Below are 18,615 nucleotides of genomic sequence, written 5' to 3' on the forward strand. Positions count from 1 at the left end.
AGTTTGTTGTATCTGCTGCCTTAGGGCAGCAGATACTCATTCAGCGTATCATTCAGCGATTCTCTGTCTGGTTCTGCTGCCCAGCGGAGCTCTGCAGGAAGTATCCGCCCGGCAATAGCGAGCATCCGGGTTGCGGTGCGGGCATACTCGCTTGGAATGCTTACCCTGCTGTTGACAGCAAATAGTCCATGGCTCAGGGCTATTCCGGAAGTTATTTTTTCCTGATTGACTGGATCTGCCAAGGCCTTTATAAGTGCAAGAGCTATCGGCTTTCTGGCTCCTCTTGTGCTTAAACCTGCTCCCAACAAACGGCCCACATAGATCGGTGGGCGGGGTCCTTGAAGTGGGGGAGGTGAGAACAGGAACTGTCTGTGTTGATCAACTGGAATATTTTGACTGAAGCCGCTGTCACTAAAAACAGCAAGCGCCTCAGCCCTTTGCAGAATCATAAGAGCATCGTCAATATTGTAGCTGGCACTTGATTGAGCAAGTTGCCTGGAGGTGGATAGCTGCTGGAATGAATCTCTGGCCTGTTGAAGTGCTTGGTGAACAGGCAAATCTTCATGAACAATAGTATCAGCTGCAGAGATCATTAGATCCGCTACAGCACTACCAGGTTGGTTTCCATAGAGTGCGATAAACAAATCGAATAGACGTCCCTGTGTATACCCATGTGTTATTAATGCCTGTCTGTCCTGCTGCCGCCGTTGGTCCAGGAGTGCAAACAAATCCTGCGGAGAATCCGGTAACTGTCTGTCTGCCAGCAACTGTCGGCTGTAGAAAATACCTGATGGCCTCCATGTCAGCGGAACAGCAAATAAAATTTCTTGCAGTGAAAAGCTGTTCAAGGCAGCCGAGGGAAAAGAAGGTGGTACCTCCAGAGGTTCAAGACCTGCCTGCATTAGTCGCTCGAAATAATATCCTGCCGGAAGAATGACTATATCTGCTCCACGAAGCTTTTGTGTTGCGAAGTGGTACAAATCTGCTTCGGATTCATATCGGCTGATCTTTATTCTGGTCCCGGGAGAAGAATATAGATATTCATTCAGGAAGTCTTCAATTGCCGCTTCCTCTACACTGTCAGCTGACAGTGCTATATGCAGGGTATTCCGTTCCAGAGAAGTCAGAACAAGGCTAACTACTATGACTGCAGCAATTATGAGTGCTGCAGATATCAGCAATTTCATCTTCATGCTGATATAATAACACAATTTATAGCATTGGCGCAGAGGCTCACTGGATATTCTCCAGCATCGCAGCCAGCTCTTCTGCTGAATATCGCTCGGGGTTTTCTACCGCATTTCTGAAGAGTCTGAAACCTTGCTGAATAAATGCCGGAGAAACCCATCTTTCCGGACTTGGAAAAACTGAGCTTGTAGTTGAAAGAATATCAGCTGAAAAAGCCGGAAATCCTTGTTCTTCACCGGCGGGTAGAGCAGCAGTACGGTAGCCATCGGAGCTGATCCCCGGGGAGCCGGCGAGAACAAACCTATCTGCCAGCGCCAGGGCTCCTTCCGGGTTCCGGGAGTCGGAAGGTACTGCCAGGGCCAGAACCTGGCCCAGTTCTGCAGAATTATCCGGGCTGTCCGGGTTGATGCCTGGAAAACGCAGCATATTCAGGTCGATGTGTGAGGGGAATCGGTTGATTGCGTAGGTTCCCAGGAGAACAAAACCTGCCCTGCCAGCAGCAACCTCTCTGACACTTTCTATCCATCCACTGGTGTGTGGCTGATCAGAAAACCAGCCCATACGCGCGTACTGCAATAGAAGTTCGAGTGCCTCTATGCTGCCGGTATCGGTGAAACTTCGTCTACCTTCAATCAGGGCACGGTGGGCTTCAGTACCATTCAGTCGTATATCAAAGTAGCTGAACCATGCGGCTGCAGGCCAGCCGAATTCGGCTCCAAGAGCAAATGGTGCTATATTGGCTTCATGCAGGGATACTGCCACTGCTTCAAGATCATGAAGCGATTTAATTGCAAGCGGATCAAAGTCCGGTATCACACTGCTGATTATATCGGGTCGGTACAGAAGCCCCCAGGTATAGGCTCCGATCGGCACTATATATTCCTCGGCGTTTCCATGAAATTCCAGCTTTCCAAGATAATTTTCCTCATGGGACTCCATTCGGCCTGTGTATTCAGACAACTGCAGGAGACTGCTGCTTCGTATCCACTCCAAGTGAGTTTGGTTCCCCGACCACAGAATAAGGTCAGTTCCTGACGGTATCTGATTTGCTGATTCTTCTGTAATCCATGTGAACTGCAGGTCCGGAAGTTCGTTTGCGATTGACTCAAGTTCAGAAAGAAATCCGGATTCACCGACTGCAACCGAACCGTGTGGTCGAAGTGAGCGTTCGCAGCCTGAAAGTGCCGGTAAAATTATCAAACAGAAAAACAACAGTGCATATTTCTTCATGAATCTCATTAAAAAATAATAGTCTTGAATGAGGTGTAAAGCAATGCTATTTTGTATATAATTACACTGTTTTTCTGGAGGTAAAAATGAATGTAAAAATGTATGTGAGAATTTTGCTACTGGGTATCGTGATTATACTGTCTTCCTGTGATTTATTTGGAACACGTCTGTCACCACCAGAATGGATTATCGGGAGCTGGGAGAATACTCTTCCGGAAGCTCAAACCTTTATTGAATTCCGGGAAGATACTGTGATTTTCGGGCAGGGTCAGAACTCAATGGATTTTGCAGCTAGCCAGCGTGCCTGGGACAGAGTAGAAGGAGATTCTGTCTATGTTCTCACTGCAGAACACCTGAATATAGAAGGAGAAGCTGAGTACCGCTTCGAACTACAGGCTGATGACAGCCTGCTATATACGGCTAACCGACAAGGTTTTTCTGAACCAATAGTGACGGAACTTGTAAGAGTTACTGACAGTTGAGACTCTCTGTGGCTGCTGTAGATATCAGAATCAGGTGACAGTATCCAGCATTTTTATAAGCTCAATATCATAGTACTGTGGACTTTTATAAAGTTCTTCGAAAGCCGCTTCCCGATCCAGTATATCCCGATAGTTCCGGGAAGAAACCAGTGCTATGTAGCTTTCTACTACACGAATTGCCCTGGCTATATATGGTATTTCGTCTCCCTTAAGGCCATAGGGGTATCCCGTTCCATCCAGGTTTTCATGGTGTTTCGATACGGCATCCTTGAAAAGACTACGGCTGCTCTCCGGGACGAAGAATACCATGTTCAGCCCTATAGTAGTATGTGTTTTTATTATTTTGAACTGTTCTTCGGTAATTGAACCAGCAGCAAGCAACTCGGGGTCTATATTCAGAAAGCCGATGTCATATACCAGACCAGCAGCATAATGCAGCATTGCTGTGTCAGGATCCACGCCACTGGCTATAGAAATCTTGTAGACTGATTCTGCGACGGCCTGGCTGGCATTTTTTCTGCGGGTTATACTGTCTATCTGTTGTGCATAACTTCTGCATTGCTCGGTGAGGGCACGCACTTCATCATTATTGAGCGGATTAGTCCCTGTTCTGCTGTCAGCCAGCAGTCCGGCACTGGGCCCTCCGATAGATGGTGCCGCAGCATCGGGGCGGAAAGGGAGCGCTGCATGATTCCCGTCGGAAATCTGCATTGCCTGAATTGTCCGGATAGTGTTCTGGAACTGTTCCTGCTGCACCTTCTGCTGCCGCACGCTTATTACTACAAACAATATGGCAAGTGCCAGTACAATAAACCCTGCAGCAGCAAGTCCGATCACTACGGTGTATCCAAGACTGGCTGTTGCCTGTAGCGCTTGTTCGGTGCTGCTCAGACTGGTGCTTATAGTGCGTTCAAGCTGATTTCGGAAGCGTTCCTCCTGCTCGAGTCTGGCTGTTTCGAGCTCAGATTGACGCTCCATAAAACGGTTGAGTTCTTCCTGTCTGGCTTGTTCTCTTTCAAGTTCAAGACGCTGGTTCATCTCGATTATACGGTCTATTCTACCCTGCTGTACTGCATCAAGCTGCTCACGTTCTGCCATTAGTTCTGACTGACGAGCCTCGAATTCTTCACGCTCTCTGGCAAGCCGTCGTTCAATCTCCTCCTGACGACGCAGTTCTGTTTCCTGTTGTCGTTCGATTTCGGCAAGGCGATCCATTTCTGCCTGCAGGATTCGTTCTTCTGCTAAAGCATTGCGGGCTGCCTGAAATGCGTCCGTGGCCTGGGAACGAACTGCTGCAGGTGCGCTTATAAGTTCTTTCTCCAGATCCTGCAGGGCATGCCAGGCTTGTCTGGAGGCCAGATCATTGGCGTATAGTCGGACTGTTCTCTGGCTTACAGATAGTGCACTTTGGGGCATGCTCTGGTCACTATAATACCGTAGAATGAGTCGTGCTCTGGCAAAGGCACGTTCGTAATCTCCGGTTATCAGTTCTGCTTCCGCAGATTCTATAGCTCGTGAGATGACTGCATCCTCTGCAGATACTTTATGTGAGGGCAGTACGACGTATGCTGTGCACAACAACAGGATGAGGAAATAACGATAGTATTTAGTTGTTTTGGGCATAATACATAACTCCTAGTGCGAGACCTGGCTTGACTGACCACTCAGTCGACTGGGTAGAAATGATAACGGTGCCGCGGATCGACGGCTGCAGATTCAGGCTTAATCCAGGTCTAACTTCAAATATCCGGATATCCAGTTCGCTGTCCCATGAAAGTGAATCTCTCAGAACTCCTTCGGGATTAAATGTGCCAAGAGGGAGCCAGTCAAAACCGAGTGAAAAATTCATGAAGGAATTCAACTGCGTCTGATCAATGTACACACCAGCTACCGGCACAATCATGGAGCCAACGACCGGTAGGTTAACCGACTCAGGTTCTGAAGCAGGAGTGAACCTGGTGTAACGCAATCCGAAGCGGAGATGTAAGGGGAGAACAAAAAAATCCTCATTTTGACTGAGTGCTGTACCAATCCAGAGTGGAGCGCCGAGCCAGATGTATAGTCCAGCATCATGGCTCTGTACGTAATCACTGAATGAGAAATAGCTGTTGTCATAGAACACTCTGGTGCCGACAGAAATGAGGGGATGTTGAAATCTGAAAGCAAGCGAACCATGACTGCCGAGTGTTCCTTTTTCTGTAATACCATCCGGGCGGTAATAGTTGTAGTGCAGGGGGCCAAGTACTGCCTGGAATCTGAAGTGCTCACTGCGAATCTGCTGCAGTCCTGCACGGTACTCAATCAGATCCTCTTCCTGCTGTCGTAGTCTGGCTTGATCCCTCTCTAATGCTTCCTGTTGTTGTCTGATTTCTGCCTGGCGCTCTGCTTCCTCGATTGCAATATAAAGGTCGGCGGCAGACTGGTTGTCTATGTTGTACAGAAGAACTGTGCCTGCAAGTTCACGTGCATATGCAAGTTCACCCGCACGCACGTATTCACGGGCCGCAGAGAGAATCTGTTCCTCAATAACAAGGCTTTCATGTGCTTCGGCGTCTATCAGATAGTCCAGGACAGTACCTGTATCTTTCCGGCTAATCGCATTCTGAAGGGATTCTGCCTGTACGCTTGCTGCAAGTAACATTGCAGCAAGCGATATGAATATAATCTTTTTACTTTTCACGTTCTTATTCTAATACCTTTTCTCATTTTTTGCATAATAAATCTCATGTATGTTGAAATATAAATATTTCGCGTCTCAAGTACAGAATAGCTGGAGAAAAACCGAAGATAAGTATAGAATGATATCTATATGAGCTATGTAAAAAGGTGTGTATATATGAGTAAAGTTGTATTTAGATCAGACAAACAGACAACCCGCGATTGTGGAAATAGCCTCCTGGTGCTTATGTATATGATTTCATTGTTGCTGATTTCAACCTTGCCGGTATTTGGCCGCGGAACTCCCGAGGATGCCTGGCAGCCGGTTGAGGGAACAGAAAACTGGCAGCATGAACTGGACATCTCCGAGTACGATGCCGGTTTATATAACATAATAATCCAGGGTCGCGACTTTGCAGGCAATGAATACATTGAAGGCCCGTTTAACATCAGAATCGATCCCGAATCTGATAAACCGATCACCAGAATTATTTATCCGGAACCAGGTTCCGTGGTCAGAGGAACTGTAGATGTTGTAGGTGTTGCGGTGGATGACGATGCCGTGGGGCGGGTTGAAGTCCGTCTCAACGATGGTGCATGGCGAAGAGTAGACGAAGGTACGGACTACTGGAGATACCAGGTGCCGGCAAATCTGCTTGATGATGGACTGCACACCATAGAGTCGCGCGCAATCGATATAAATGGACTTGAAGGCGATGTATACCGGACCCGATTCCTGCTGGATACCAGACCGCCGGTTATTCGTATTAGCAGTCATGAAAACGGAAGCATTGTGAATGGCCGTGTCCGCTTTGAGGGCAGGGTACAGGATGAGAATGGTATTCAGCTGCTTGAACTCAGCCGGGACAGCAGGCAAAGCTGGGAAACAGTAAGAACACGTTCTCAGCGCGGCGAAATTTATGAAGAGTTTCAGTTCGATGTCCGGACCGACCGGCAGGATGATGGTGCGGTAATTTACTGGCTTAGAGCTACAGATGCGACCGGAAGTCGCAGTGAAGTGGCCTTCCTGTTTTTCATAGACAACGAGAGCCCGGACATTACTGTTTTCGAACCGGAATCCGGGAGCGATGTATACGGCTTTGTTTCAATAGCAGGCGCTATACGGGACGAGGTCGGAGTTGAGCGTTTCTGGTGGAACTGGGATGGTCAGGAAGAGGAGATTGAACTGATTCCAGGCAATCCCTACTGGGATATTGAAATTGATACCCGCGCTTATCGGGGACGGAATATCGATGTAAACTTTTATGCAGAGGATACCAGCGGGAATAGAACACATGTCAGGCACAGACTGGCAAACAATCAGGATGCCGCGAAGCCTGTAGTATCGGTGCAATCCCCGCTGTTTACCGGTGAGGATGCAGTTAGTTCAGTGCCTTTTGCCAGCACACTGTACGGTCAAGTTGAAGGTGTGCACAGAGCTGATTTTGTAGAAGTGCAGGGTCTGGGTTCCGAGCCTCTGCGTATTCCGGCGTACCCTGCTTTTTCAATTTCTCTGGAAGAAGCACCGGTAGGACGACTCGATCTTCGTCTTACCCCGGTTGATGAACTGGGCTACAGGGGAGAAGAGCTGCGATTGCGCTTTACCCACAAGGCCGATTCCCCTGAAATCAGTCTTCAGCAGTTGAGTTACTCAGGCGGCAGCTCCGAGGCCTATCTTTCCGGAATGCCCTATGATCGTTTGATCCCGGCTGAGGTATCCGGAACTGTGTATAGCCGTGGTGCTATTTCTTCGGTGGCGGTACGACTGGGAGAAGGCGATTCTGCCCAGATTCTCAGAGTGAGAAGCCGGAGGGGAGATGTCCGGAACGATGGTAAACGTGCCGAGGAATTCTCGTTTGAACTGCCACGTAGCGGATTATTCGGGCTGATACCGATTGTGATTACTGCAGTGGATGAATTCGGCACAGAAAACCGGATCCAGAAATATCTTGATTACCGTGATACCCGGCGCATTGAGGTTGACCCCTTTATCTGGACAGATGACGAGCGTCTTTCGGGCAGCGGAATAATCGAATTAAGTGGACGCAACAGTCTGCAGTTCCGCTTGATAGGCTCGAATGGGGGCAGTGGTGACAGCTTCCGTAATGTCCGTATGGAGCCTGAAACGGATATTCTTGTCCTGCGGAATCAGGCAGATATTGTCAGTATTACCGGACAGAGAGATGGTCTTGTAGAAAATGTCATAATCCATGCCGAAGCTACAGGCCGTGACGGACAGATAATCAGTTTGTCTTCAGGACCCTATACAATCAGGGTAGATCGCCAAAAACCGCTAATCAATCTCGATCGGCCGGAGAGCGGATTCGTTGCTGGTTCTTCTCTCAGCGTCAGCGGGAGCATTGAAAATGCCTCGGATATACGTCGCTCGGAAATCTCTGTTGATGGAGGAAGAACCTGGGAAGCATTGACTCTCCGTCGCAGCGGCGATGGATTCAGTTTTACGAATGCCTTTACCTTTGGAGAAGGGGACCCTACAGAGCACGCTATTATTGTTCGTGCCTGGGATGTACATGGGAATCATGGTGAGGAGCGGCGTATTGTTACCCGTTCACCCGAGCTGCCGCTTCCTTCAGGGGAGGAAGCCGAAGGACGCCGTAATGATCAGCCGGAACTCCAGGTTATGTTTCCACGTGCAGGCGCGGTTGTTGACGGTGCTGTACAGATTGGTGGAGTTGTCCGTGATCTGGATGGTACCAGTCAGATAGAATATTCAGTCAACGGCAGTGAATTCCGCCGGGGACAGAGCTTTGATTCACGACGTTATAATCAGGTATTTATGTTCAGCATTACCGGCCTTGAACCTGGTCAGCACGATGTGGTGATCAGGGCTACTGACAGGCATCCTGAGCCTCGGACACGTGAACAGCGGGTTCGTTTTGTGCTCGCTTCACCAATGATTGAAATCGGACAGTTGAGTTCAAACGGACAGGAACTTCAGCAGGGTTTCCAGCAGAATCTTGGTCAGCGCAGGGACATTTCCGGAATAGTACATAATGCTGAACGTCTGGCAACACTTCGCTGGCGCATTAATGATGGTTCCTGGAATAATCTGCGCTTCCAGGCAGCAGATTCTCCTGCATATGCCCGGACCTACTCTTTTCAGCTCCCCGATAGTCTCGCTTATGGGCGTCATGTTCTCGAAGTTCAGGCTGAGGATAGCGAGGGGCATATTGTCAGCCGGAAAATCGGCTTTTCTGTTTTGTCTGAAGGCAGTGCTCCGGTCTATAGTAATCAACTGATTTTTCTCGATCCAGTTATTTCACGCTCAGAAATGGTGATCATGGACAGGAGATTTCTGTCGGCCGTTTTTGTGGGAAGACCTATGGCCGCAGTCGAACAGGTAGGTGCCGAGCATCTGTTTCGTACAAGCTTTGAAAAAAATCGTATTGAGGTTACCCCGACTGGACAGGGAAGGGAGGATGATCTTCGTTTCAAAATTACCACCATAGATGGACTCACCTATGAAAGCGCCTCCTACACTGTGGTTGTAGATTATGAGTATCCTGAATTTGTCCTCAGCGGCCCGAATGCTGGTTTTTATTCATCAGGAACTACTGCCATAGAGGGAGTGCTCAGAGATGAAGTCGGTCTCGATGGCCTGTATTACAGAATTGGTTTGAATGGCAGTTATCGCAAGATTGAATCACCCTGGCTGGTTGACTCATCTGCTGAAACAGATGCGGAGGCAGAAACTGTCAGCGAAACGGACACTGAAACAGATGCTCCTGATTCCTCCATGGATCGGGTTCAGGATGAGTTTTATTATGAGATCAGTCTTGCTGCGCGCAGTCATGGAGCACAGCATATTTTCCTTCAGGGACGGGACAGCATGGGGCGTGTAGTGGAACACTGGCTTCCTGTTGTCTATGATCCCCTGCCTGCATCCGTTCATTTTGTAAGCCCTCCTGCACAGGATGTTATAAATGGTCTGACCAGGGTTGTTGCCCGTATAGATTCTATCAGTCCGATTGATAGCATTTCATACAGTACAGATAGTGAGAACTATACGCCGCTTCCTCTGAGCAGTACGATAGATCACATGGTGGATTTCAGTCTTCTCACGCAGGAGGACGAAGAGCTTGTATTCAGAATCGTGGATGTCGCAGGAAACATTGCTCATGTTAGTCCCATAGTTGAGGTCAGTCTGGAAGATGACCTCCCGGTGGTCGAAATTCAGATTCCTGAAGAAAATGCTGTTATAGACAGCGATTTTCGTCTGAGCGGTATGGCCTTTGATGACGATGCTGTTCGTGATATTTTCTGGCGCATCCGCTACACGGGAGATGATGGACAGGAAGTGGAAGATGATGAGGTAGTATCGGAAGAAACCGTGTCCGATGCTGGTGAAGCTGATGAAGCAGATTCCTCCATAGAGGAAGCTGTTCAGATAGAAGAAATTCCCTGGCAGCGGCTGCCGGGCGGGAACAGCTTCTCCGTCGATATCCCTCTAAGTGATCTGGCTGACAATGAGCATCTTATTGAAGTCTATGCTGTTGATTATTACGGCCTGCCAGGAGAAATCGTATCCAGAAACATTAGGGTCAGTCTGCAGGAACCGGAAATATATATGGATCTTCCTCTGGTTGATGAGACAAACAAGGGAATGATTCGTCTTGAGGGACGGGCTTTCGACGAGAATGGAATTGCAGAGGTTCTGTTATCCTTCGATAACGGCAATAGCTTTCAGCGTGCCAGTACATCAACTGGTGATTTTTCGGAATGGCATTATGACCTGAACAGTACTATTTTTGAGGACGGAACCTATTCAGTACAGGTGGTAGCTGTAGATACCTATGGAATTCCGGCTCAGTTTTTTACATTGATTAACATAGACAACACAGCTCCGGTTATTAATGTGACGCTTCCAAACGATAACGATGTAGTCTCACAGGAGTTTCTGCTCAACAGCAGGGTTGCAGACAATATCGGGGTTGTGAGTTATGTACTTGAGATCGACCCGGTTTCTCATGAAGGGGAGAGCAGGCTAATTGAGCTGCCCCTGGATCCGGTACTCAGACAGCGGATCGACATAAGTGATCTTTCCGAGGGCTGGTATAACCTGCGCCTCACAGCAAGAGATGCTGCAGATAATGAGACTGTAGTCGCAAGGAATGTTCTCGTCCAGGATGATCTTGAGAGTTCCTTTGTAAGTCTTCTTTTCCCTCAGGCTGGTGCTGATAAAGTCGGTCCGGTCGTAGTTGAGGGACTGGCAAGATCCACAGTTCCACTGCGAAGGGTGCAGCTTTTATTGAACGGATCTCTGCTGGATACAACAACTGTCAATTCGAGGGGATACTTCCGTTATGAAATCCCGCAGGATGAGGTTCAGAACGGGTACAATGAACTACAGGCAGTTATTCAGCCAGGTGCAGGAGAACAGGTATCGAGTTCGATTATTGGGTTTCAGTACACCAGCCTCGGGCCTTTTGTGACTCTGGAGAGTCATCAGGTCGGTGATTTTATTACTGATCGGCCCTGGATAAGTGGAACTGCCGGCTACAATCATAATTTGAACGATGATGATCCTGAATACCGCAGGAAATCCCGCGAGCTCAGGGTATCCCGGGTAGAGGTGAGCCTGGATAACGGCAGAACCTTTGAGACAGCCCGGGGAGGTCAGGAATGGCGTTATCGCATTGAAACGGGAGATTATCCTGATGGGCCACTGGCAGTAATTGTACGTGCCCGTTTTGAAAACGGAGAAAGCGCTGTCACCCGTAGTATGTTTACCCTTGACCAGCAGCCTCCACAGATCGATCTTCTGAGTCCTCATGAGGATGCCCGGTTGAACACCCGTATCCGAATGGAAGGGACGGCCTCTGATGAACACGGGATCGAGAGTATCAAGGTCGCCCTGAGGCCCGGAGATAAATCCAGTTATGCAGTACCCGGCTTTATTCAGGGAATGTATCTTGATGCGCATGTTCTCGGAGTTACATATTTCCAGATTGGTCTTGGTTTCTCTTTCTTCGATGATAACGTCAAGCTACAGGGGCAGTATGGACTTGGACCCGAAGAGGCACTTGATGATGAAGGCATAATGCGGCCGGCGCGTTTCTCAGGACATTTTTTGGGTGGAAAGCTTCTGGCTAATGTGGCATCATTGCCTTTCAATACCTTTTTCGGGCCTGACTGGGAATTCCTGTCCCTGAATGTTGCACTTGGAGCGACATTTAACTACATCAGGCTGTTTGAGCCATTGATTCCGGCCGGGAGAGGTCCGGAGGATGCCATCGATAGTGTTGTTCTCAGTGCTATTGTCGGTCAACTTGAGTTTCCGAGAATACAGCTCAATCATCTGACTTTTTTCAATGCCTATGCATTCTACGTTGAGCCCCAGGTCTGGTTTATCCCCAGTGATGCTTCACCTGACATTGTTCCGAGACTCAGCTTCGGGGCACGTGTGCAGCTGTTCTGACCTGAAGCCGGACTGATAAAAAAAAAGATAAAAAATTATCGATACCCTATTGACCAAGTTCGGCCAATAGGGTATTTTTTTATCAGCAATACGATAAATAAATATCGATATAAAAATAGCGCATGGAATGGTTCCATGAGCAGGAAATACAGCAAGGAGGCAGCTATGGCTGAAACAGCAAAGACACAGGTGCAGGAATTATCTGCAGCAGAGGTCTGCAATCAGGTTATCACACGGGTTGCAGCAGCACAGAAAATCTATGCCGGATACTCGCAGGAACAGGTTGATCTGATTTTCCGCAAGGCAGCTATGGCTGCTAACCTGCAGCGTATTCCTCTGGCCAAAATGGCGGTTGAGGAAACCGGAATGGGTATTCTGGAAGACAAGGTTATCAAGAATCATTTTGCAGCTGAGTACATCTACAACAAGTACAAGGATGTACAGACCTGCGGTGTAATAGAGCGTGATACAACCAACGGAATTACGAAAATACTGGAGCCAGTTGGTGTAATCGCAGGGGTAATTCCGACAACGAATCCGACCTCAACAGCGATCTTCAAGACCCTGCTGGCTCTCAAGACAAGGAACGGAATTGTACTCTCTCCCCACCCAAGGGCCAAAAAAGCTACGGTCGCTGCCGCCAGAATTGTTCTTGAAGCAGCTGTAGAAGCCGGTGCACCACAGGACATTATCGGCTGGATCGAGGAGCCGAGCATAGATGCTACTAATACCCTCATGCAGCATCCTGAAACAAACCTGATCCTGGCCACCGGTGGTCCTGGAATGGTTAAGGCTGCCTACAGCTCCGGAAAGCCTGCTGTCGGGGTTGGCGCAGGAAATACTCCCGCGATAATCGATGAGACTGTCGAGCTTCCGATGGCTGTGTCCAGCATTCTCATGAGCAAGACCTTTGATAATGGCATGATCTGTGCTTCCGAGCAGTCTGTCATAGCTGTGGCCGAGGTGTATGAAGCAGTTAAGGCCGAATTTATAAAGCGCGGAGCCTATTTTCTGAATGCCAAAGAGAAGAGCAAATTATCTGCCTATGCATTTCCAAACGGGAAGCTGAATGGAGAGGTTGTAGGTCAGTCTGCCTTTACCATCGCCATGAATGCCGGCTTCGGTGTCGATCCGCATACCAAGGTATTGATTGCTGAATGTGATGTCGTTGGCACAAATGAGCCGCTGTCAGCAGAGAAACTTTCTCCGATTCTGGCATTCTATAAAGTCGCGGACTTTGCAGCAGCAGTGGACAGAGCAGTGGACCTGGTTGCTTTCGGAGGACTTGGACATACCAGCAGCCTGTACACCAATGAGCGTAACCGGGACAGGATTGAACTCTTTGGTGAAAAAATGAAAACCGGACGTATTCTGGTCAACAGTCCTGCAAGTCAGGGCGCAATCGGTGATCTGTACAACTTTAAACTTGAGCCGTCTCTGACCCTCGGATGCGGCAGCTGGGGAGGTAATTCCGTGAGTGAGAACGTAGGTGTGAAGCAGCTTCTGAACACCAAGACAATCGCTGAAAAACGCGAGAATATGCTCTGGTTCCAGGTCCCACCCAAGGTCTACTTCAAGTACGGATCCATGGGACTCGCGCTTCAGGAACTCAGGGGCAAGGAACGTGCCGTAATCGTGACCGACCGTCCCCTGTACAATCTTGGTTATGCGGACAAGGTCACCAAAGTTCTTGATGAACTGGGAATCCGAAGCCGTGTGTTTGCCGACGTTGACCCGAATCCTACTCTGAGCAATGTAAGGCAGGGACTGGCGGTAATGGATGAGTTCAAGCCGGATGTTATAATTTCTCTCGGCGGAGGCTCACCTATAGATGCTGCGAAAATTATGTGGCTGCTGTACGAAGACAGCACTGCCAGCTTTGAAGGACTCGCTATGCGCTTTATGGACATCCGCAAGCGTATCTATAACTATCCTGAGCTTGGCAAGAAAGCCATGATGGTTGCCATCCCAACCACCAGCGGAACCGGCGCAGAGGTAACGCCATTCGCGGTCATTACCGACGATGATGGCATGAAGCACCCGCTAGCTGATTACGCACTGACCCCGGACATGGCGATTATTGACGGTGAACTTGTAATGAGCATGCCGAAAAAACTCACTGCATGGAGCGGTCTGGATGCCTTGACCCACGCAGTAGAATCATATGTGTCGACTGTTGCCAATGAATACACCATGGGACTTTCCCTGCAGGCAATCAAGATGGTTTTTGATTACCTTCCTGCCGCGTATCTGAACGGTGACACGGATGTAACTGCGCGTGAAAAGATGCACAATGCCAGTACCATTGCCGGTATGGCTTTTGCCAACGGATTTCTGGGAATCTGTCACTCACTGGCTCACAAGCTGGGTGCCCGTTTTCATGTGCCGCACGGCTGTGCGAATGCGATGCTTCTGAATCACGTAATCCGTTTCAATGCAACTGATGTGCCAACCAAACAGGGCATACTCCCGCAGTACACCCACCCGATGGCTAAGCAGCGCTATGCACAGATTGCCGACTTTCTGGGGCTTGGCGGCAAGACAGAGGATGACAAGGTTCAGAAACTTATCGGGAAAATCGAAGAGCTGAAGCAGGTCTGTGAGATTCCTGCTAACCTGGCTGTTTACGGTCTGGACAGGGCTCAGTTCGAAACCGAGCTGGACATGATGTCTGTAGAAGCTTTCGATGATCAGTGTACCGGGGCAAACCCCCGTTACCCGCTGGTTGAGGAACTCAAGCAGATTTATCTGGATGCCTTTGACCGCAGCTTCTGATCAAGCCGGTAGTTTGTGACTGCCATGGTTTCCATGGCTTCAATGAATATCAGCGCCGTTCGGTATGTTTGCCGGCGGCGCTTTTTTCAGACTCAGTGCAGACTTAGTTCAGAGCCTGCTCGACATCGGAGATAATATCCTCTATTGATTCCAGCCCAACAGCAATCCGCACCAGACCGGGGCTGATTCCGACTGCCTGTCGTTCTTCCTCGCTGAGTTTTGAATGTGTGGTGGTCGCAGGATGTGTGGCTATGGTCCGCGTATCTCCCAGATTGGCGCTCCGGCTGATCATCTGCAGCGCATTCACAAACTTCATTGCTCCCTGAATCCCGCCTGACAGCTCGAGGGTGACTATGCCTCCACCTGCTTTCATCTGCTTTTTTGCAAGCTCATGCTGCGGGTGGGAAGGCAGGCCAGGATACGATACCCGTTCTACTCCCGCCAGCTCCTCCAGTCTTTGTGCCAGCTGCAGGGAAGATATACAGTGGCGATCCATTCTCAAGGACAGGGTTTCCAGACTCTTTGAGAGTATCCAGGCGTTGAATGGTGAGAGGCTGGGGCCGGTATGACGGGTAAAAAATACAGCTTCTTCGATAAGTTCGGACGAACCCAGAAGCGCTCCGCCGAGACTCCGTCCCTGACCGTCAATAAACTTGGTTGCAGAATGGACCACCAGATCCGCACCGAGCCGGGCTGGCTGTTGCAGATACGGTGTTGCAAAGCAATTGTCAACAATCAGTTTTGCCCCTGCACTGTGACAGACATCGGCTATTGCAGCGATGTCAAAGAGCTCAAGTCCGGGGTTGGAAGGGGTTTCTATCATTACCAGTCTGGTTTCCGGCAATATGGCCGCTGCAAAGTCTTCTGGATTGTGACCACTGACCCAGCTTACCTTAACTCCCCAGCGCGGGAGTATATGCTGTAGCAGCTGTATAGTTGAGCCGAACAAGGCGCGGGAGGCCAGAATGTGATCCCCGCTGCGGATGAACGACGCCATGGATGCAAATACCGCAGCCATTCCACTGGCGGTGACTATACCGGCTTCGGTTCCTTCAAGAAGACAGAGCTTTCTGGCAAACTCATCGGTATTGGGGTTTGCATAACGACTGTAAATAGTGCCTTTCTCCTCACCGGCAAACATGGCCTGAGCCTGCTCTGCTGAATCGAACATAAATCCGGAGGTCATGTAGATAGGTACCGCATGCTCGCGGTGGCCTGAACGATCGGCCTGTGTGCGGATCGCATCTGTCTCGAAATTGCCGTATGACTGGTCTTGATTCATGTTTTCCCCCGGTATTCTCTGGTCGAAACCCTAGTCTTTTAGTATAGTAACAGAATGAGGCACTATAAGACAATCGATCAGGTAATAGGAAATACACCTTTGGTTCGCCTGCAGCGTATTTGCAGCGGAAATAATACGGTGCTGTTGAAACTCGAGGGGAATAATCCAGCTGGATCAGTAAAAGATCGTCCGGCATTCAGCATGATCAACGAGGCAGAAGCCCGTGGGGAAATCAAGCCTGGCGATACATTAATTGAGGCAACCAGCGGAAATACGGGAATTGCCCTTGCCATGGTGGCTGCAATTCGCGGTTACAAAATGCGTTTGATTATGCCTGATAATATGAGTGTCGAGCGTCGTGCTCTCATGAAAGCCTATGGTGCTGAAATCGTGCTGACACCGGCTGAGAAAAGCATGGAAGGTGCAATCGACCTGGCCCGGGACATGGAGTCCAGGGGTGAGGGAAGGATTCTCGACCAGTTCGGAAATGAAGATAATCCTCTGGCCCATTACCGCACAACCGGCCCTGAAATCTGGACCGAGACAGCTGGTGAGATTACCCATTTTGTGGCATCAATGGGTACCACGGGGACTATTATGGGTACCGGCCGGTATCTGAAAGAAATGAAACCATCGGTAGAGATTGTCGGTCTCCAGCCTGCGGATGAAGCCAAAATTCCCGGAATACGCCGCTGGCCACAGGAGTATCTGCCTGCTATCTATAAGCCCAATGATGTTGACCGCATACTCGATGTCGGTCAGGAAGAAGCCGAAGAAACAACCAGGAGGCTGGCAGCCGAGGAAGGAATATTTGCCGGTATCTCCAGCGGCGGCAATGTAGCCGGTGCTCTCCGTCTGGATGCTGAACTTCAGGGTGCGCTCATCGTGGTAATAATCTGTGATCGTGGGGATCGATATCTCTCAACCGGCGTGTTCCCCGGCTGAGAGATCATTCATCAGGCCCTGAATTTTTTCCAGATTTTCTCTGCCAATCAGCTCTATTTCTCCAGACTGATTGAACATTGCTCCGGCATAGTCCGATAGTTTTTCGAATGACTGATGTAGATGCTGCATGTTTTCAGAGGCTTCGCCGAGGGCGGTTCTATTATCCTGCAGTGACTGAAGCATCTCCTTGACCGCAGCCTGTACTTCCAGCCCCAGACTGTGAACGTCTGCCGCCCGGCCGCTGATCATTGCAGCATGATTATTCATGCCCCTGATCCGCTCGAGAACTGTCCCGAATGCCCCGGAAGCATGATTTATCCGTTCTATAATTGCAGCAAAGAGGAGGTTAAGAGAATCCGTATCCTTCTCGGTCTCGGAAATCTGGGTTGAAGTCTTTTGCAGTGACTGCTGGATTTTTTTCGAGTTCTCGTTGGTTTCCAGGCTCAGTTTCCTGATCTCCTGTGCAACTACGGCAAATCCGCGTCCTGATTCACCGGCATGAGCAGCTTCAATTGCAGCATTCATAGCGAGTAGATTCGTTCTGTCTGCAATATCCTCTATCAAGCGTATAATCGAAAGAATTTCCTTGGAGCCGTGGGCCATGTTGGTGATTCTGCTTGCTGTTGCTTCGAGCTGACGCTTGCCTTCTCCTGCCTGGCTGATCAGGGTCTGCAGATAGGATTGCTGCTCTGTAGAGGCCGTTTCAATTTCTTCTGATCGGGATGCAATCTCACGGATTCCTTCGGTCATATCAGCTGTCCCGGCCTGCTGATCCTTTACGCTTTTATCCACGGAATTTCCTGACTCGTGAACCTGGACTTCAATCGATTCTACCTGGGAGAGACTGACCTGAAGACTCTCGAGTTCCTGATTCACCCGTTCAATCTCACTGTGCATTTCCTTGACTGCCGACAGTCCCTTTCCTGCTGAGTCCATGAGACGGTCGCCGATATTCGCACCTGAACTGATTGACTGCAGCAATTCGTTCGAGCGGGCAAATTGCTGTTCTGATTCCCTGCGGCGCTGGTCTGATTCAGCAAAGCTCTGTAGCTGGTTCATGAACATCTGGTACATAAAGAATCCCGCCAGGAGCATAAGGACAATCAGTACCGTTGAGTCGAACAGGATGCCGGGGTGGAGGGCAGGATCAGTTGTAGGCAGGACTCTCAGGAACAGGGTCGCCAGCATAATAATAAATCCGTACGTTATGCTGACAATTATCTGCCAGCGGGATACCACCAGCATAGGAATAGCAATATAGGCAGTGAGCAGATAGCTGCCCAGAACAAAAAGACTCAGGGCATTTCCGTCATTGACTCGTAAAAAATAAAGAGCAACTGCCGCCAGTAGAAACATACACATTGTCACAATATTAGCCAGAATAAATCTGCCGTTACAGATCTGATAGTTCATGGCAAAGAGCAGTACTGCTAAAATGATTTCTCCTGCTGCAATTGCATACTGTCCCTCTATTCCTCTAACCAGACCCAGAAATGCAAAACCGGCTGCGAGAACAAAGTTCACCCAGAACAGGGTTTTCGCCTTTCTCCTGACCAGAATACTTTCACCAGCATAGATCTGATCTATTTTACAGGAGATGTTCATGTGTTATTCTT

At 49.3% G+C, this 18,615-nt stretch carries 10 protein-coding genes; 4 read left to right on the forward strand and 6 right to left on the reverse strand.

All coding sequences use genetic code 11. The features are described 5' to 3' along the window. Positions 1–20: 20 nt before the first annotated feature. Entirely contained in the window at positions 21–1,193 is a 1,173-nt protein-coding gene (locus tag ACYQ2L_RS03260) for a hypothetical protein (RefSeq protein WP_460050995.1), read from the reverse strand. 40 nt (positions 1,194–1,233) lie between these two features. Beyond that, on the reverse strand, positions 1,234–2,418 hold the full coding sequence (locus ACYQ2L_RS03265) for an ABC transporter substrate-binding protein (RefSeq protein ID WP_460050997.1): 1,185 nt from the start codon (positions 2,416–2,418) through the stop codon (positions 1,234–1,236). Positions 2,419–2,504: 86 nt separating this feature from the next. Between ACYQ2L_RS03265 and ACYQ2L_RS03270 the strand changes: the two genes are divergently transcribed. Then, a complete protein-coding gene (locus tag ACYQ2L_RS03270) occupies positions 2,505–2,900 on the forward strand; it encodes a hypothetical protein (RefSeq protein ID WP_460050999.1) in 396 nt (131 codons plus the stop codon). A gap of 30 nt (positions 2,901–2,930) precedes the next feature. Here the strand turns inward: ACYQ2L_RS03270 and ACYQ2L_RS03275 are convergent, their stop codons facing one another. Further along, complete coding sequence (locus ACYQ2L_RS03275; protein ID WP_460051001.1) at positions 2,931–4,523, reverse strand: HD domain-containing phosphohydrolase; 1,593 nt, start codon at positions 4,521–4,523, stop codon at positions 2,931–2,933. Then, the gene (locus tag ACYQ2L_RS03280) at positions 4,507–5,580 is read right to left on the reverse strand and encodes a hypothetical protein (RefSeq protein WP_460051003.1); all 1,074 of its coding nucleotides are present in this window, start codon (positions 5,578–5,580) and stop codon (positions 4,507–4,509) included. Before ACYQ2L_RS03280 ends, ACYQ2L_RS03275 begins: the two co-directional genes overlap by 17 nt. 156 nt (positions 5,581–5,736) lie before the next feature. Here ACYQ2L_RS03280 and ACYQ2L_RS03285 point away from each other — a divergent pair, with 156 nt between their 5' ends. Continuing rightward, a complete protein-coding gene (locus ACYQ2L_RS03285) occupies positions 5,737–11,997 on the forward strand; it encodes an Ig-like domain-containing protein (protein WP_460051005.1) in 6,261 nt (2,086 codons plus the stop codon). Positions 11,998–12,132: 135 nt separating this feature from the next. Further along, complete coding sequence (gene adhE / locus ACYQ2L_RS03290; protein WP_487247718.1) at positions 12,133–14,772, forward strand: bifunctional acetaldehyde-CoA/alcohol dehydrogenase; 2,640 nt, start codon at positions 12,133–12,135, stop codon at positions 14,770–14,772. A 103-nt stretch (positions 14,773–14,875) separates the two neighbouring features. Here adhE and ACYQ2L_RS03295 read toward each other — a convergent pair whose 3' ends face one another. Continuing rightward, positions 14,876–16,054, reverse strand: coding sequence for an O-succinylhomoserine sulfhydrylase (locus ACYQ2L_RS03295; RefSeq protein WP_460051007.1), 1,179 nt, complete (start codon positions 16,052–16,054; stop codon positions 14,876–14,878). 54 nt (positions 16,055–16,108) lie between these two features. Here ACYQ2L_RS03295 and cysM point away from each other — a divergent pair, with 54 nt between their 5' ends. After that, complete coding sequence (gene cysM, locus ACYQ2L_RS03300; RefSeq protein WP_460051009.1) at positions 16,109–16,999, forward strand: cysteine synthase CysM; 891 nt, start codon at positions 16,109–16,111, stop codon at positions 16,997–16,999. On the opposite strand, the gene ACYQ2L_RS03305 is transcribed toward cysM, so the two are convergent. Continuing rightward, positions 16,976–18,604 (reverse strand): methyl-accepting chemotaxis protein, encoded by a 1,629-nt coding sequence (locus ACYQ2L_RS03305; RefSeq protein WP_460051012.1) that lies wholly within the window; start codon positions 18,602–18,604, stop codon positions 16,976–16,978. The two genes, cysM and ACYQ2L_RS03305, sit on opposite strands and share 24 nt — an antisense overlap. Positions 18,605–18,615 lie beyond the last annotated feature (11 nt).

This window comes from Spirochaeta dissipatitropha (assembly GCF_054657935.1).

What these genes read in the sequence shown, in the direction of transcription:
- ACYQ2L_RS03260 (WP_460050995.1), bottom strand. Translation starts at nt 1,193, where the DNA reads ATGAAGATGAAATTGCTGATATCTGCAGCACTCATAATTGCTGCAGTC.
- ACYQ2L_RS03265 (WP_460050997.1), bottom strand. Translation starts at nt 2,418, where the DNA reads ATGAAGAAATATGCACTGTTGTTTTTCTGTTTGATAATTTTACCGGCA.
- ACYQ2L_RS03270 (WP_460050999.1), top strand. Translation starts at nt 2,505, where the DNA reads ATGAATGTAAAAATGTATGTGAGAATTTTGCTACTGGGTATCGTGATT.
- ACYQ2L_RS03275 (WP_460051001.1), bottom strand. Translation starts at nt 4,523, where the DNA reads ATGCCCAAAACAACTAAATACTATCGTTATTTCCTCATCCTGTTGTTG.
- ACYQ2L_RS03285 (WP_460051005.1), top strand. Translation starts at nt 5,737, where the DNA reads ATGAGTAAAGTTGTATTTAGATCAGACAAACAGACAACCCGCGATTGT.
- adhE (WP_487247718.1), top strand. Translation starts at nt 12,133, where the DNA reads ATGAGCAGGAAATACAGCAAGGAGGCAGCTATGGCTGAAACAGCAAAG.
- ACYQ2L_RS03295 (WP_460051007.1), bottom strand. Translation starts at nt 16,054, where the DNA reads ATGAATCAAGACCAGTCATACGGCAATTTCGAGACAGATGCGATCCGC.
- cysM (WP_460051009.1), top strand. Translation starts at nt 16,109, where the DNA reads ATGAGGCACTATAAGACAATCGATCAGGTAATAGGAAATACACCTTTG.
- ACYQ2L_RS03305 (WP_460051012.1), bottom strand. Translation starts at nt 18,604, where the DNA reads ATGAACATCTCCTGTAAAATAGATCAGATCTATGCTGGTGAAAGTATT.